This window comes from Rhizobacter sp. P5_A1 (genome assembly GCF_056400745.1).
On sequence record NZ_JBFUKR010000009.1, the window covers coordinates 129,936 to 145,261 of the forward strand.

Annotated in this window: 14 protein-coding genes; 9 read left to right on the top strand and 5 right to left on the bottom strand. The window is 69.3% G+C overall.

The features are described from left to right. Positions 1 to 3 precede the first annotated feature (3 nt). The 4 genes from AC1DTW_RS12520 to AC1DTW_RS12535 all read left to right on the top strand — a co-directional run bounded on the left by AC1DTW_RS12520 (position 4) and on the right by AC1DTW_RS12535 (position 3,261). Positions 4 to 450: a GatB/YqeY domain-containing protein gene (locus AC1DTW_RS12520; protein WP_477981458.1), complete on the top strand. Its 447-nt coding sequence runs from the start codon at positions 4 to 6 to the stop codon at positions 448 to 450. Then, on the top strand, positions 447 to 791 hold the full coding sequence (locus AC1DTW_RS12525) for a protein tyrosine phosphatase family protein (protein ID WP_477981460.1): 345 nt from the start codon (positions 447 to 449) through the stop codon (positions 789 to 791). Before AC1DTW_RS12520 ends, AC1DTW_RS12525 begins: the two co-directional genes overlap by 4 nt. A gap of 146 nt (positions 792 to 937) precedes the next feature. After that, positions 938 to 1,531, top strand: coding sequence for a TRAP transporter small permease subunit (locus tag AC1DTW_RS12530; RefSeq protein ID WP_477981461.1), 594 nt, complete (start codon positions 938 to 940; stop codon positions 1,529 to 1,531). Continuing rightward, positions 1,528 to 3,261 (top strand): TRAP transporter large permease, encoded by a 1,734-nt coding sequence (locus AC1DTW_RS12535; protein ID WP_477981463.1) that lies wholly within the window; start codon positions 1,528 to 1,530, stop codon positions 3,259 to 3,261. Before AC1DTW_RS12530 ends, AC1DTW_RS12535 begins: the two co-directional genes overlap by 4 nt. 75 nt (positions 3,262 to 3,336) lie before the next feature. Here the strand turns inward: AC1DTW_RS12535 and AC1DTW_RS12540 are convergent, their stop codons facing one another. Continuing rightward, positions 3,337 to 4,419 carry a TRAP transporter substrate-binding protein gene (locus AC1DTW_RS12540; protein WP_477981465.1) on the bottom strand — a complete coding sequence of 361 codons (1,083 nt, stop codon included), beginning with the start codon at positions 4,417 to 4,419 and terminating at the stop codon, positions 3,337 to 3,339. A gap of 127 nt (positions 4,420 to 4,546) precedes the next feature. Then, complete coding sequence (gene pmbA / locus AC1DTW_RS12545; protein ID WP_477981466.1) at positions 4,547 to 5,947, bottom strand: metalloprotease PmbA; 1,401 nt, start codon at positions 5,945 to 5,947, stop codon at positions 4,547 to 4,549. 113 nt (positions 5,948 to 6,060) lie between these two features. On the opposite strand from pmbA, the gene yjgA reads away from it, so the two are divergent. From yjgA to AC1DTW_RS12560, 3 genes are read left to right on the top strand one after another with little or no spacing between them, the layout of a single operon-like run. Then, on the top strand, positions 6,061 to 6,609 hold the full coding sequence (gene yjgA, locus AC1DTW_RS12550) for a ribosome biogenesis factor YjgA (RefSeq protein WP_477981467.1): 549 nt from the start codon (positions 6,061 to 6,063) through the stop codon (positions 6,607 to 6,609). Next, positions 6,606 to 7,211, top strand: coding sequence for a molybdopterin adenylyltransferase (gene mog / locus AC1DTW_RS12555; RefSeq protein ID WP_477981468.1), 606 nt, complete (start codon positions 6,606 to 6,608; stop codon positions 7,209 to 7,211). The genes yjgA and mog overlap by 4 nt, the downstream gene beginning before the upstream one ends. Before the next feature lie 10 nt (positions 7,212 to 7,221). Next, positions 7,222 to 8,913 carry a FecR family protein gene (locus tag AC1DTW_RS12560; protein WP_477981469.1) on the top strand — a complete coding sequence of 564 codons (1,692 nt, stop codon included), beginning with the start codon at positions 7,222 to 7,224 and terminating at the stop codon, positions 8,911 to 8,913. A gap of 26 nt (positions 8,914 to 8,939) precedes the next feature. Here AC1DTW_RS12560 and cysE read toward each other — a convergent pair whose 3' ends face one another. Further along, positions 8,940 to 9,719, bottom strand: coding sequence for a serine O-acetyltransferase (cysE, locus tag AC1DTW_RS12565; protein ID WP_477981471.1), 780 nt, complete (start codon positions 9,717 to 9,719; stop codon positions 8,940 to 8,942). Positions 9,720 to 9,781: 62 nt separating this feature from the next. Further along, entirely contained in the window at positions 9,782 to 10,528 is a 747-nt protein-coding gene (locus tag AC1DTW_RS12570) for an RNA methyltransferase (protein WP_477981472.1), read from the bottom strand. A 107-nt stretch (positions 10,529 to 10,635) separates the two neighbouring features. Between AC1DTW_RS12570 and AC1DTW_RS12575 the strand changes: the two genes are divergently transcribed. Further along, positions 10,636 to 11,688 (top strand): inositol monophosphatase family protein, encoded by a 1,053-nt coding sequence (locus AC1DTW_RS12575; RefSeq protein WP_477981473.1) that lies wholly within the window; start codon positions 10,636 to 10,638, stop codon positions 11,686 to 11,688. Positions 11,689 to 11,728: 40 nt separating this feature from the next. After that, positions 11,729 to 13,906, top strand: coding sequence for an FUSC family protein (locus tag AC1DTW_RS12580; RefSeq protein WP_477981474.1), 2,178 nt, complete (start codon positions 11,729 to 11,731; stop codon positions 13,904 to 13,906). A gap of 22 nt (positions 13,907 to 13,928) precedes the next feature. Here AC1DTW_RS12580 and AC1DTW_RS12585 read toward each other — a convergent pair whose 3' ends face one another. Then, positions 13,929 to 15,155, bottom strand: a complete 1,227-nt coding sequence (locus tag AC1DTW_RS12585; protein ID WP_477981475.1) for a CaiB/BaiF CoA transferase family protein — start codon at positions 15,153 to 15,155, stop codon at positions 13,929 to 13,931. Positions 15,156 to 15,326 lie beyond the last annotated feature (171 nt).

Consider the following 15,326-nt stretch of genomic DNA (forward strand, 5'->3'; position numbering starts at 1 on the left):
GCCATGACCCTCAAAGACCAGATCACCGAAGACATGAAGACGGCCATGCGCGCGAAAGACGCGGCGCGCCTGTTGACGATCCGCGGCCTGCTCGCCGCCTGCAAGCAGCGCGAGGTCGACGAGCGCATCGTGCTCGACGACGCCGCCGTGATCTCGATCATCGACAAGCTCGTGAAGCAGCGCAAGGATTCGATCGCCCAGTTCACGGCCGGCAACCGGCCCGACCTGGTCGAGAAGGAGAGTGCCGAGCTGAGTGTGCTCGAGGCCTACCTGCCGAAGCGCATGGATGCCGACGCGGTCGCGGCCGAGGTCGCCACGATCGTCGCCGAGGTCGGCGCGAAGGGCCCCGGCGACATGGGCAAGGTCATGGCCGCCGTCAAGGCGCGCCTGGCCGGCAAGGCCGACATGGCGCTCGTCTCCGCCGCCGTCAAGAAGGCACTCGCACCATGAACCCACCGCAAGTGCAGCAGCTCAACGCCGACGTCTGCGTCGCCCCGCAACTCGATCCGGCCGCGATGGCCTGGGCCGCGCAGGCGGGCTTCAAGAGCGTCGTCAACAACCGACCCGACTTCGAGGGCGGCCCCGATCAGCCGACCAACGCCGCGATCGAGGCAGCGGCGCTCGCCGCAGGTTTGCGCTACGCCTTCCTGCCGGTGCATCCCGCGGTGCAGACGTCTGAAGAGATCGCACGTTTCGCCGAGCTGCTGGCGGAGCTGCCGAAGCCGATCCTCGCCTTCTGCCGCAGCGGCACCCGCTCGGGCAAGCTCTACCGCGCCGCCAGCGGCGGCTGAGCGACGCGGCCACCGCGTGCGCTTGACGGCGCGTGCTCAGGGTTAGACCGCGCAAGGATCGCAAATCGTCCCCCTAGAATCGCGCGGTTCATGACGGGGCGCGCGTCCGCGCGACGTTCCCGCACTCGGCAACTCTGGGAGACACCGTGCCGTTCTTGCTTCAGGTTTCGCGCTGGATCGACCGATTCAGCGAATTCGTCGGGCGCTCCGTGGCGTGGCTGATTCTCGCTGCGGTGCTCATCAGTGCCATCAACGCGGTGGTGCGCAAGCTGTTCAACATGAGCTCGAACGGATTCCTGGAAATCCAGTGGTATCTGTTCGCGGCGGTCTTCCTGCTCGCCGCCGGCTACACCATGTTGCGCCAGGAGCATGTGCGCATCGACGTGATCGTGGGCCGATTCAGCAAGCGCACGCAGATCAAGATCGAAGCCGCGTGCATCGTGCTGTTCCTGTTTCCGTTCTGCTTCAAGGTCATCACGCTGGTCTGGCCGCTGGTGGTTCAGGCCTATGTGACGGGCGAGATGTCGTCCAATGCCGGCGGCCTGATCCGCTGGCCGGTGTTCGCGCTGGTTCCGGCGGGCTTCGCGCTGCTGCTGATGCAAGGCGTCTCGGAGCTGATCAAGCGCATTGCCTTCCTGCAGGGCAGGATCGACGACCCGACCAAGAAGAAGCAGGAGAAGACGGCCGAGGAAGAGCTCGCCGATCTGATCCGCGCCGAAACCGAAGGGGCCGCGCGATGATCGACTTCCTGTCGGCCTACATGGCCCCGATCATGTTCGGGGCGCTGATCGTCTTCCTGCTGATCGGGTATTCGGTCGCCTTCTCGCTGGCCGCCTGCGGCCTGCTGTTTGGCATCATCGGCGTCGAGCTCGGCCTGATGCCCGCGACGCTGCTGCAGGCCTTGCCGCTGCGCATCTTCGGCATCATGCAGAACGACACGCTGCTGGCGATCCCGTTCTTCACCTTCATGGGCCTGATCCTCGAACGATCGGGCATGGCCGAAGACCTGCTCGACACCATCGGTCAGTTGTTCGGCCCGGTGCGGGGCGGTCTGGCCTATGCCGTGATCCTGGTGGGCGCGATGCTCGCGGCCACCACCGGCGTGGTCGCGGCTTCGGTCATCGCGATGGGCCTGATCTCGCTGCCGATCATGCTGCGAACGGGTTACGACCGGCGCGTGGCGTCCGGCGTGATTGCGGCGTCGGGCACGCTGGCGCAGATCATCCCGCCATCGCTGGTGCTGATCATCATGGCCGACCAGCTCGGCCAGAGCGTGGGCGATCTGTACAAGGGCGCGTTCGTCCCCGGCTTCGTGCTGACCGGCTTCTATCTCGCCTACGTGCTGGTCGTGAGCCTCGTCAAGCCGAGCTACGTGCCTGCCCTGCCCGCCGAGGCACGCACGATCCGCGAAGACAACGGCTCGCCGGGGCTGCGCTCGCTGGGCGTGCTGTTCGTGGCCTCGACGGCGCTGGCCATCCTGTTCGCGAAGACCCGCCCGGCCTCGACACCGACCGATGAACTGATCGTCGTGTCGATGTGTGTGGGAGTCGGCACGGCCTTCGTGCTCGCGGTCGTCAACAAGACCCTCAAGCTCGGCCTGCTGTCGCGCATGGCCGAGCGCGTCACCTTCGTGCTGATCCCGCCGCTCGGGCTGATCTTCCTGGTGCTCGGCACGATCTTCCTGGGCGTGGCCACGCCGACCGAGGGCGGTGCGATGGGCGCGGTCGGCGCGTTGTCGATGGCGCTGGCCCGCAAGCGCATCGACATGCGGCTGCTGCGCCAGGCCATGGACGCGACGATGAAGCTGTCGTGCTTCGTGGTCTTCATCCTGGTCGGCTCGACCGTCTTCAGCCTGTCGTTCCAGGCGGTCGACGGCTCGAAGTGGGTGGAGCATCTGCTCGGCGGCTTGCCCGGCGGCGCGATCGGCTTCCTGATCGTCGTCAACATCCTGATCTTCGTGCTGGCGTTCTTCCTCGACTTCTTCGAGCTCAGCTTCATCGTCGTGCCGCTCCTCGGGCCGGTGGCCATCAAGCTGGGCATCGATCCGGTGTGGTTCGGCGTGCTGCTGGCCGTGAACATGCAGACCTCGTTCATGCACCCGCCGTTCGGCTTCGCGCTGTTCTATCTGCGCAGCGTGGCGCCCACCGATGACTACAAGGACCGCATCAGCGGCAAGACCATCGCGAAGATCACGACCGGGCAGATCTACTGGGGCGCGATCCCGTTCGTGATCATCCAGATCGCGATGGTCGGCCTGATCATCGCGTTCCCGGGCATCGTCACGCGCGACACGAACAAGGCGCCCGAGGGCAACCTCGATCAGCTGCAGCAGCAGATCGACAACGGCCTGGGCGCCTCGCAGAAGCCCGAACCCACGCTGCCGGGTGCCGACGACAAGACGAAGGACGCGCCTGAGGACCCGATGGAGGCGATTCGCCGGGCCAACGAGCAGGACAAGGCGAAGAAGTAGGCGTCCGCCGCATGCGCCACGCGCGCATGAAAAAGGGGCCCCGAGGGCCCCTTTTTTTTGTGCAAGTCAGCGCGCTTAGAGCTTCTGCGCCTGCATGAAGTCGTCGAAGCCGGCTTCGGTGAAGCGAAACCATAGGTTGGAATCGCGCCGGAAGGTCGCGTAGTCCTCGTAGACCTTCTTCCACGACGGATTGCTCGCGGACAGCTCGCTGTACAGCGCCGTCGCTTCCTTGAAGGCCGCTTCCATGAAGTCCTTCGGGAAGCGGAACAGCTTGGTGCCGCTGGCGACGAGCCGCTTGAGCGCGGCGGCGTTGCGCGAGTCGTACTTGGCCTGCATGTCGACGTGGGCGTGCGATGCCGCCACTTCGATCATCGCCTTGTACTCGGTCGACAGCGCGTTGTAGGCCTTGTCGTTGATGAAGAAGTCGAGCTGCGGGCCGCCCTCCCACCACGCCGGATAACCGTAATTGGGCGCAATCTTGTTCAGCCCCAGCTTCTCATCGTCGTAGGGACCGATCCATTCGGCCGCGTCGATCGTGCCCTTCTCCAGCGCCTGGTAGATCTCGCCGCCGGGGATGTTCTGCGGCACGCCACCGATGCGCTCGACGACCTTGCCGCCGAAGCCGCCGATGCGGAACTTGAGGCCCTTGATGTCGGCCAGCGACATGATCGGCTTGCGGAAGAAGCCGCCCATCTGCGCGCCCGTGTTGCCGCCCGGGAAATTGATGATGTTGTACTTGGCGTAGAACTCGCGCATCAGCTTCAGGCCGTTGCCTTCGTACATCCACGCCGTCATCTGGCGCGAGTTCAGGCCGAACGGGATCGCGCAGCCGAGCGCGAAGGTCGGATCCTTGCCGAAGAAGTAGTACGGCGCCGTGTGCGCCATCTCGACCGTGGCCGCCTGAACGCCATCGACGACGCCGAAGGCCGGCATCAGCTCGCCGGGCCCGTGCACGCTGATCTGGAACTTGCCGCCGGTCATGTCGCTCATCCGCTTGGCGAACACGTCGGCGCCGCCGTAGATGATGTCTGCGGCTTTCGGAAAGCTCGACGCCATGCGCCAGCGAATGGCGGCCTGGGCGTGCACGATGGCCGGCGCGGCGCCGGCGGCCAGCACGCCCGCGATACCTGCACTGCGGACGAAGGAACGACGTTCCATGAATGGATCTCCTGAAGAGGTGGGCGCGTGCCCGGGGAAATGGACACGCGGGATTCTAGGAGTCGGACCTGCGCCCGCCGCACCGGGTTTCCCCCGTCGGCCTCAGGCCGGACGGCCTTTCACGCTCTCAGAGACCGGCGATCTTCAGCCGATCGATCAGCACCGAGCCGATCGTCTTGCTGCCCATCGTGTAGACATCGGCGCCGACCGCCTGGATGCCCTTGAACATCGTGCGCAGGTTGCCGGCGATCGTGATCTCGTGCACCGGATACTGCAGGCGGCCGTTCTCGACCCAGAAGCCCGCGGCGCCGCGCGAATAGTCGCCGGTCACGTAGTTCACGCCCTGGCCCATCAGCTCGATCACGAACAGGCCGCGGTGCAGTTTCGCGAGCATCGCGTCGAGGTTGTCGCCGGGCTGCGTGAGCCGGCTCGTCAGCTTCAGGTTCTGCGAACCGCCGGCGTGGCCGGTCGTGCGCATGCCGAGTTTGCGGCCCGAGTAGGTCGACAGAAAGTAGCCCTGCACGACGCCGCCGCGCACGACATCGCGCGGCTTCGTCAGCACGCCTTCGTCGTCGAACGGCGCGCTGCCCTTGCCACGTGGCAGGTGCGGGTCTTCGTGGATGTCGATGTGCTCGGGCAGCACCTGTTTGCCCAGGCTGTCGAGCAGGAAGCTCGACTTGCGGTACAGCGCACCGCCGCTGGTCGCCTGCACGTAAGCGCCGAGCAGCCCGGCGGCCAGCGAGGACTCGAACAGCACCGGCACCTCGCAAGTCTTGATCTTGCGCGACTTCAAGCGCGACAGCGCGCGCTCCGCCGCGTAGCGCCCGACCGCCTCCGGCGAGGCCATCTCGACGGCCGAGCGCATCGAGGTGTACCAGGCGTCGCGCTGCATGTCGTCGCCGCGCTTGCCCGGCAGCGACGCGATCGGCGCGACCGACAGCGAGTGCCGCGAGCTCGCGTAGCCGCCGCGAAAGCCGCGGCTGTTGCCGGCGAAGAAGTGCGATTGCTGCGCCGACACGCCGGCGCCTTCGGAATTCGTGACGCGCTTGTCGACCGCGAAGGCCGCGGCCTCGCATTTCAACGCCATCTTCAGCGCGCGCTCGGCGTCGATGCCCCACGGATGGAACAGATCGAGGTCGCGCTGCGCGTCGACGCCCATCGCCATGTCCTGCGTGTCGGGCAGGCCGGCCGCGGTGTCTTCGGCGGTGAAACGCGCGATGTCATGCGCGGCGCGCACCGTCTGCTCGAGCGCCGCGGGCGAGAAGTCGGAGGTGCTCGCGTTGCCGCGCCGCTGCCCGATGTAGACCGTGATGCCCATCGACTTGTCGCGGTTGCGCTCGACGTTCTCGGTCTCGCCCTTGCGGATCGAGACCGAGAGCCCGATGCCTTCGGAGACCTCGACCGCCGCGTCGCTCGCGCCCAGCGCTCGGGCGAGCTTCAGCGCGTCTTCGACATGCTGCTGGAACTGCGCCGGGGCATAGGCGAAGCCGGACAAGGGTGTTGCCGAAGGCTGGGAGGAAGAAGGCATGGGTGCGCGTGTGACCGGTAGGAGCGCGGCCGCCGGGGCGGCGTGCGCGGATGCGCGACTATGATACCGAGCCCCTGTTCCGCGGCGCCGCCTCGGCTGCGCCCTCGCCCTCGATGACTTCGTTGCCCGACACTCCCGACGCCGACGCGCCCCCGCCGTCGCCCGTCTTCTCGTTCGACGATCGACCGAGCAAGACGCGCATGAAGCAGGTCTCGCACGAACTGCAGGCGCTGGGCGAGGCGGTCGTGGCACTGCCGGATGCACGGCTCGATGGCCTGGGCATCGCCGAGATCCTGCTCGACGCGATCCGGCAGTACAAGAAGACCAAGAGCTTCGAGGGCCGGCGCCGCCAGATGCAATACATCGGCAAGCTGATGCGCAACCACGACGTCGAGCCGATCCGCCAGGCCGTGACCGACATGCAGCTCGGCCGCGCGAAGGATTCGCTCGCGCTGCATCAGGCCGAACGCTGGCGCGCCGAGCTGATCGCCGACGACGACGCGGCCACGCGCTGGATCGGCGCGCACCCCGGCACCGACGTGCAACAGCTGCGCAGCCTGATCCGCGCCGCCCGCAAGGATGCCGCGCTGGCGCCCGAGAAGCGCAGCGGCCGCGCATTCCGCGAGCTGTTCCAGTTCATCAAGGAGCACCCCCTCGAATGAGTGCCCACGAATCGGTCCGCATCGGCCTGGTGTCGGTCAGCGACCGCGCCTCGGCCGGCGTTTACCAGGACCAGGGCATTCCCGCGCTGCAGTCATGGCTGGGCGCGGCGGTGCGCAATCCGATTCACTGGGAGACGCGGTTGATCGCCGACGAACAAGCCGACATCAGCGCCGCGTTGATCGATCTGATCGACCGTCAGCGCTGCGATCTGGTGCTGACGACCGGCGGCACCGGCCCGGCGCCGCGCGACGTGACACCCGAGGCGACGCTGGCGGTGGCGGACAGGGTGATGCCCGGGTTCGGCGAGCAGATGCGCCAGATCAGCCTCGCGTTCGTCCCGACCGCGATCCTGTCGCGGCAGGTCGCGGTGATCCGCGGCAAGGCGCTGATCATCAATCTGCCGGGTCAGCCGAAAGCGATCGCCGAGACGCTCGCCGGGCTGCCGGCGGCCGCCGGTTCGGCGTCCGCGCCGGTGCCCGGCATCTTCGCGGCCGTGCCGTATTGCGTCGACCTGATCGGCGGCCCGTACATCGAGACCGATCCTTCGGTGTGCAAGGCGTTTCGGCCGAAGTCGGCCCAGCGTCCCGCGCCGGCCCCCTGAAAGTTCCGCGATGACCTACTCCGCTGTGCACCCGAAACTCGCGCGCACATGGCTCGCCGCTGTGCTGATCGCAGGGCTGGCAACAGCCGCCCGCGCCGCTGACACGATGATCGAGTTCGTCGTGGTTCGGGCCGACACGCTGATCGGCCTGTCGAGCAGCGTGCTGAACTCACCGCGCGCGTGGCGCGAGGTCGCGCGTATCAACAAGCTGCCGGACGCGAACCGCATCCTGCCCGGTCAGCGCCTGATGATCCCGGTGCGGCTGCTGCGCGGCGACGCGGTCGGCGCGACGCTGGTCAGCGCGACCGGCGACGTGCGCGCGGGCGATGCGCCGGCCGCTTCCGGCGCCACGTTGGCCGAGGGCCAGTCGGTGCAGACCGGCCCGGGCGGCTCCGCGGTGATCGCGCTGGCTGACGGTTCGCGCGTGCGGGTGCCGCCGTCGAGTCTGGCCCAGGTCGCGGCGAGTCGCAGCTACGGCGGGCGCCTGCCGGCGACCGCCGCCGCGACGGCGGAAGAAGCCGCGGCCGCGAACGCGCCGAGCCACTGGTTCGCCGGCACGATGCGCGTGCTGCGCGGTTCGGTCGAGGTTTTCGCGACCAAGGTGCTGCGCGCGAAGCCGCTCGAGGTCGTCACGCCGACCGCGGTGGTCGGGGTGCGCGGCACGCGCTACCGCGTCGCCTTCGACGCCGGCGCGAACCAGCGCACGCACGCCGAGGTGCTCGAAGGCAGCGTGCGCTTCGACGCCGCGAACGGCACGACCGGCACCGATCTGCGCAGCGGCTTCGGTGCCTCGGTCGGGATCGGCGCGAACACCTCGGTCATCGCGCCGCTGCTTGGCGCGCCTGACTTGTCGGCACTGCCTGAGCGCTTCGAGCGACCGATCGTGCGCTTCGTGTTGCCTGGCGATGCGGCGCCGCTGCGCGTGCAGGTCGCCGCCGACCCGGCCTTCGACCGCATCGTCAATGACCAGCAGGTCGCCGCCGGCAGCGAGCTGCGCGTGGCCGGCCTCGATGACGCGCAGTGGTTTCTGCGCGCACGCCGCATCGATACGCAAGGCATCGAGGGCCTCGACGCGACGCGCCCGTTCGTCCTGAAGGCGCGCCCCGAACCACCCGCGTACCGTGCGCCGCGCTCGAATGCGAAGCAGGCGGTCGGCGCCGTCGAATTCGCGTGGGCGCCAAACGTCGACGCGCCGCGCGCGCGGCTGCAGGTCGCCGAAGATGCCGCATTCAGCCGCATCGTGCAGGACCGCGACAACCTCGACGACGCGACGCTGCGCAGCGACATGCCGTCCGCGGGCGCGTACTACTGGCGCCTGGCCAGCGTGCGACCGAGCGGCGACCACGGCCCGTTCGGCGACCCGCAGCGTTTCGAGCTGCGGCCCACGCCCGAGCCGGCCAAGGTCGAGCGCGCGGTCGATGGCGATGCACTCGTGTTCCGGTGGAGCGGCCGGGCCGAGGATCGTCAGCAGGTCGAGTTCGCGCGTGACCTCGAGTTCGCGCAGATCGTCGCGCGCAGCGAGGTTTCCGCATCCGAGTGGACCCTGCCGCTGCCGTCGAGCGGTGGGCGCTACTACTTCCGCTACCGCAGCGTCGAGCCCGATGGCTTCGTCACGCCGTACAGCGACAAGCTGATGGTCGACGTGCCGCGCGACTGGTCGGGCCTGGGCCTGCTGCTGCCGCTGCTGATCCTGCTGTTCTGACGCTGCGCGGGGCGACCCGCAGGCTGTCACTTCACCAGCTGGTTGAAGCGCTCGGCGTCGAACTGCTCGGTCGTGTGCGCATCGGCCGGCACGCAGTCGGGCGTCGGCAGCTCGCGCGAGCGTGACGACAGCTTCTCGATCGCCTGCCACAGCAATGCGATCTGGTGCTCGTGGCCGGAAGCGTTGTCGATCAAGCCCTTCATCGCGTGCGACATCGGATCGTCGCCCTGCGTGATGCCGTAGGCCGAGAAGCCCATCTTCGCGGCGGCAGCCTCGCGCACCGCGTCGGCTTCCTTCTGCAGCACGCGGGCCGGGTTGCCGACCGCCGTCGCACCGGGCGGCACTTCTTTCAGCACCACCGCGTTCGAGCCGACCCGGGCGCCGTCGCCGACCGTGAAGCCGCCGAGCACCTGCGAGTTCGCGCCGACGATCACGCCGCGGCCCAATGTCGGATGGCGCTTCGCGCCCTTCGCGAGCGAGGTGCCGCCCAAGGTCACGCCCTGGTAGATCGTGCAGTCGTCGCCGATCTCGGCGGTCTCGCCGACGACCACGCCCATGCCGTGGTCGATGAAGACGCGCCGGCCGATCGTTGCGCCGGGATGGATCTCGATGCCGGTCACGAAGCGTGCGACATGCGAAGTAAAGCGCGCCAGCCAGTGCAGACCGTGGACGCGGAACCAGTGCGCGCGCCGGTGCAGCACCAGCGCATGCAGGCCGGGATAGCAGGTCAGCACCTCCCACGCGCTGCGCGCCGCGGGGTCGCGCTCGAGGATGCAGGCGATGTCTTCGCGCAGCCGCTGGAACATGGGCAATCCGGTGAGTGGGTTGCGGGCCAGTTTAGCCGCTGCGCCCCGAACGCGCTGCCCGCTCAGCGGCGCGCCCTGTCGACGGCGCGGGCAACGCCGCGCAGGATGTGCACCTCCTCGTCGGTCAGTTGCGCACGGTTCAGCAGCTGGCGCAGGCGCGGCATCAGCTTGCGGGGCACCGCCGGGTCGAGAAAACCGATGTCGACCAGCGTCTGTTTCCAGTGGTCGAGCAGGCCCTGCACCGCGGTGTCGTCGGCACGCCGCGCGTCGACGGTGCGCGGCTCGACCGGGAACCCGCCGAGCGCCTGGCGCCAGTCATAGGCCAGCAGCTGCACCGCCTGCGCGAGGTTCAGCGAGCCGTACTCGGGCAGCGTCGGGATGCTCAGGCAGACATGGCAGCGGTACACGTCGTCGTTGCTCATGCCGAAGCGCTCGGACCCGAACACGAACGCGACTCGCTGCGTGCTCGCGGCGAGCTCGGCGAACAGCTCGCGTGGCGCGCGTGTCGGTGGCCCGAAATCGCGCGGTGTCATCGCGGTCGCGCAGGTGTAGTTGATGCCGTCCAGGGCATCGGCGAGCGTGGGCACGACGCGCGCGCGCTCCAGCACATCGGTTGCCCCGCTCGCCATCGCGTGCGCCTCGGCCTGCTGGAGCACATCGGCGAAGCGCGGCGCGACCAGCACGAGGTCGGTGAAGCCCATGACCTTGATCGCGCGGGCCGCGGCGCCGACATTGCCCGGGTGGCTGGTACCGATCAGCACGAAGCGCGTGTCGTTGGGTTCGAGCAGAGGATCGGGTGAGTCCGGCACGGCCAGGGGTCGCGGGTAAAATGCCGATTATCCGCAGCGGTCCGTCCGCCGCACCGCTCTTTTTCCCCGTCGCCCCCCGATTCAATCCCGCCTTCGATAGGTCAGCCATGTCCCAAGCTTTGCACCCCATGCTCAACACCGCGATCAAGGCGGCTCGCAGCGCCGGGGCGATCATCAACCGGGCCTCGCTCGACCTCGACCTGCTGAAGATCACGACCAAGTCGGCGAACGACTTCGTCACCGAGGTCGACCACAAGGCCGAGGCGGCCATCATCGAGACGCTGCTCGGCGCCTATCCGGGCCACGGCATCCTCGCCGAAGAATCGGGGCGCACCCACGGCGCGAAAGACAGCGAGTTCGTCTGGATCATCGATCCGCTCGACGGCACCACCAACTTCATCCACGGCTTCCCGGTCTACTCGGTCTCGATCGCGCTCGCGTTCCGCGGCCAGGTCCAGCAGGCCGTCGTCTACGACCCGACGCGCAATGACCTCTTCTACGCATCGAAGGGGCGCGGCGCGTTCCTGAACGACCGGCGCCTGCGCGTCTCGAAGCGCATCCGCCTCGCCGACGGGCTGATCGCCACCGGCTTCCCGTTCCGCAAGGGCGACAACTTCAAGCGCTACCTGCAGATGATGGAGGCGATCATGCCGGCGTGCGCCGGGCTGCGCCGCCCGGGCTCGGCCGCGCTCGACCTGTGCTACGTCGCGGCCGGCTACACCGACGGCTTCTTCGAGACCGGCCTGAGCCCCTGGGACATCGCGGCCGGGGCCCTGCTCGTCACCGAGGCCGGCGGCCTGATCGGCAACTTCACCGGCGAGGCCGACTATCTCTACCAGCGCGAAGTCGTTGCCGGCAGCCCGAAGATCTACGGCCAGCTCGTCGGCCTGCTGCACCCGTTCTCGCGCGTGATCGCGGCCGACGCGCTCGCCGGCGCCGAGACCACGCTCGGCCTGACGCCCGAGGACGCGCTCGCCGCCGGCGTCACGATCGAGCGCGACCCCGAAACGCCGGCCGCACCGGTGCCGGTCGCACCGGTCAAGAAGGCCGCGACGCGCATCAGCAAGGAGAGCATGGCGCGCGAGAAGCAGGCCGCGGCCGATGCCGATCGCAAGCCCCCGCGTGCGCGCTCGCCGCGCGGAGGCGACGCGCCGTTCTGAGCACGCCGCCGACGCGCCGCCCTCCCGCCGCAGCCTGCCGATGCCGCCGCTGAACCTGGAGGCGATCCCCTCGCTGCGGCACTCGGTGTGGCTGCGCCTGCTGCTCGGCCACCGCGTGCTGAACGGCCTGTCGGTCGGCTTCGGGCTGGCCTTGCTGTCGGTACCGATCTTCGTGCTCGGCGGGCCGGTGGTCGCGGCCTCGGCCTCGGTCGGCATGCTGATCACGAGCATCGGCGACCAGACCGCGCCGGCGCGCGGCAAGCTGCGCCAGATCGCGCCGGCGCTGTGGCTGGCCGCGCCGATGACGCTCGCCGTGCAGCTCGCGCATCTCGTGCCAGCGTATTCGACCGCGTTGATCGGTGCGCTGGTCGGCATCGGCGGCTTCATCGGCATGCTCGGCACCGCCTGGGGTCTGCGCGGTGCGCCGCTCGGCTTCGCGCTCGTGCTGGCGGTCGTGTTCGCGATGTCGACCGAGCCGCCGGCCGACTGGCGCGCGGCGCTGACGCACGTGGCCTGGTTCGAGCTCGGCGCGCTGCTCTATGCGGCCTGGGCGGTGTTCAGCGCGCGCATCCTGAACCTGCGCTTTCGCACGCTGGCGCTGGCCGAGGCGATCAATGAACTCGCGACGATGCTGCGCCAGCAAGGCGCGCGCCTCGTCGCGACCGGCGACCGGCGCGAGAACCAGCTGCGCGCGCTGCTCGGCGAACAAGCCGCGCTCGCCGACAAGCTGCAAACCGCGCGCGACCTCGTGCTCGACCGGCCCGCCACGGCGCGCGAGCTGCGCCTGACCGGCCTGCTGATCGCCGCGATTCGCCTGCGCGAGCAGGCGCTCGCCTGCGAACTCGAACTCGACATGCAGCCGACGCGCGGCGGCCCGCAGCCCACGCTCGCGCAGGTGCTCGCGCTCGAAGCGCTGTGGGCCGATCTCGGCGCGCACCTCGACCGCGTCTGCTGGGCGCTGTTCACAGCGGGCGAGTTGCCGGCCGACCTCGCCGCGTCGTTCTCGCGCCGCGCGGCCGCTGCGCCGGGCGCCGCACCCCCTGCACTGCGCGGCGCGGTCGACGCGATGCGCACCGAGATGCATGGTCTGCTGCAGCTCGCCGCGCGCGGCCACATCGATCCGAGCCTCGAGCTCGACGAGCGCGCGCGCCACTGGCCGCGCTTTCGCACCTCGATGCGCTGGCCGATCGCGCCGCTGCGGCGCGCGATGAACGGCCACTCGCCGGTGTTGCGCTATGCGCTGCGCGTCGCGGTCGCGCTGCTCGTCGGCTACACGGTCGGCCTGCACCTGCCGTGGGCCGCGCATCCGCAGTGGATCCTGCTGACGATCGCCGTCGTGATGCGCACCAACCTCGCGCAGACGATCGAGCGCCGCAACGCGCGGCTGCTCGGCACGCTGCTCGGCTGCGTGCTGGTCACCGCCATCCTGAGCCTGCACCCGAGCGTGCCGGTGCAGTTCCTCGTGCTCGCGCTCGGCGCCGGCATCGCGCATGGCTTCGCACAGGTGCGCTACCTCGTCGCCGCGACGGCCGCGACCGTGCTCGCGCTGATCCAGGGCCATCTGCTGCACACGGCGGGCGAGTTCGCGCTGTTCGAGCGCCTCGCCGACACGCTGATCGGCACGGCACTCGCCTGGGCCTTCAGCTATGTGCTGCCGGCCTGGGAGCGACGCCAGCTGCCGACGCTGCTGATCCGGCTGCGCAAGGCGCAACTCCAGCATGCGCAGGCGGCACTCGGCGGCGACGCGCTCGCGAGCGCCGATGCCGACTGGCGCCTCGCGCGCCGCGAGGTGCACGACAGCCTCGCCGCGATCGCGCTCGCCGCGCAGCGCGCGCAGGCCGAGCCGCGCTCGGTGCAGCCGCCGCTCGACCTGCTCGAGCGCGTGCAGCTGCGCAGCTACCGCCTGCTCGCGCAGCTCGGCGGCATGCGCACCTGGCGCGAGCAGCCGCAGGCGCTGCCCGCCGAACAGGCCCGGCCCTTGCTCGCCGCGCACCTGGCGCGCATCACGGCCGCGCTCGACGCGGGGTCGGCGCCCGCCGCGGTCGCCGAACCGGTCGAAGCTCGCACCGAAACGATCGGTTCGAACGAAAAGACCGCTGCCCTGCACCAGCGCCTGCGCGACGCCGCCGACGAAGCGCGCGCTCTCAGCGCCGATCTGGCCGCGGCGCAGGCCTGGGAAGCCGCGCGGCTGCAAGACAAGCAACGGCTCCAGATGTGATTCGACGGGTCGTTGCGGGTGTTCAAGCGACCACCTTGCGTGCGCGCAACGCAGCGATTTCTCCGTCCGGCAGCCCGAGCCCGCGCAACACGCCGTCGGTGTCGTCGCCGAGCCCGGGTGCCGACGAGCGCACGCCGCCCGGCGTGCCGAGCAGCTTCGGCACGACACCCGGCACATCGAGTTCGTGGCCGTCGCGGGTCCGCTGGCGCAGGATCATCTCGCGCGCCTGGTAGTGCGGGTCCTCGGCGATGTCCTTCGCGCTGTAGACCTTGCCGACCGGAACATGCGCGCCGGCGAGAGTCCGGAGCACGTCATCGACGCTGCGCGCCTGTGTCCACGCCTCGATCGCGCCGTCCACCATCGCGACGTTCGCGACGCGCCCGGCGTTGTCGGCGAGTTCGGGCATTGAACCGAGGTCATCGCCTCCGATCGCCTGCACCAGCCGCTTGAAGATGCTGTCGCCGTTGCCCGCGATCAGCACGTACCCGTCGGTGCAGCGATAGGCATTCGATGGCGCGATCCCGGGCAGCGCGCTGCCGCCAGGCTCGCGCACCGCACCGAAGGCGCTGTACTCCGGGATCAGGCTTTCCATCACGTTGAAGACCGCTTCGTGCAGTGCCACATCGATCACCTGACCCTTGCCGCCGTTGACCTTGCGGTGGTACAGCGCCGTGAGCACGCCGATCGTGCCGTGCAGCGCCGCCAGCGTGTCACCGATCGAGACGCCGCAGCGCACCGGCACCCGGCCCGGCTCGCCGGTCAGGTAGCGCAGCCCGCCCATCGCCTCGCCGATCGCGCCGAACCCGGGCAGGTCTCGGTACGGGCCGGTCTGGCCGTAGCCGGAGATGCGCAGCATCACCAGGCCGGGGTTGACTTCGGCCAGCGCTTCGTAGCCGAGCCCCCAGCCTTCGAGCGTTCCTGGGCGGAAGTTCTCGATCAGCACGTCTGCGTCGGCGATCAGGCGCCGCGCGATCTCTTGCCCTGCGGGCTCGCGCAGATCGAGCGCGATCGAGCGCTTGTTGCGCGACTGGACCTGCCACCACACGGAGGTGCCATCCTGCAGCAGGCGCCAGTTGCGCAGCGGATCGCCGCTGCCGGGGGGCTCGATCTTGATCACGTCGGCGCCGAAGTCGCCGAGCGTCTTGGCGGCGAACGGGCCGGCGATCAATTGCCCCATTTCGATGATGCGCAGACCTTGCAGCGCCTGCGTCGTGGGTTCGCCGTTCAGCATCGAATCTGAAGTGCTCATGCGGATCTCGGGTCGGTTCGTGGGGGTAGGCGTTGCGCGACTATCGCTTCATTCTCCACACGCCCGCGCCGGCCGCAGGCAGAATGCGACGCGCCCCGCGGCAGGGTGTTCAGGTCGCTTTTCAGGAGATCGTGACTCGACATGCAGGCTACTCTCACCTCGATGAGCGAC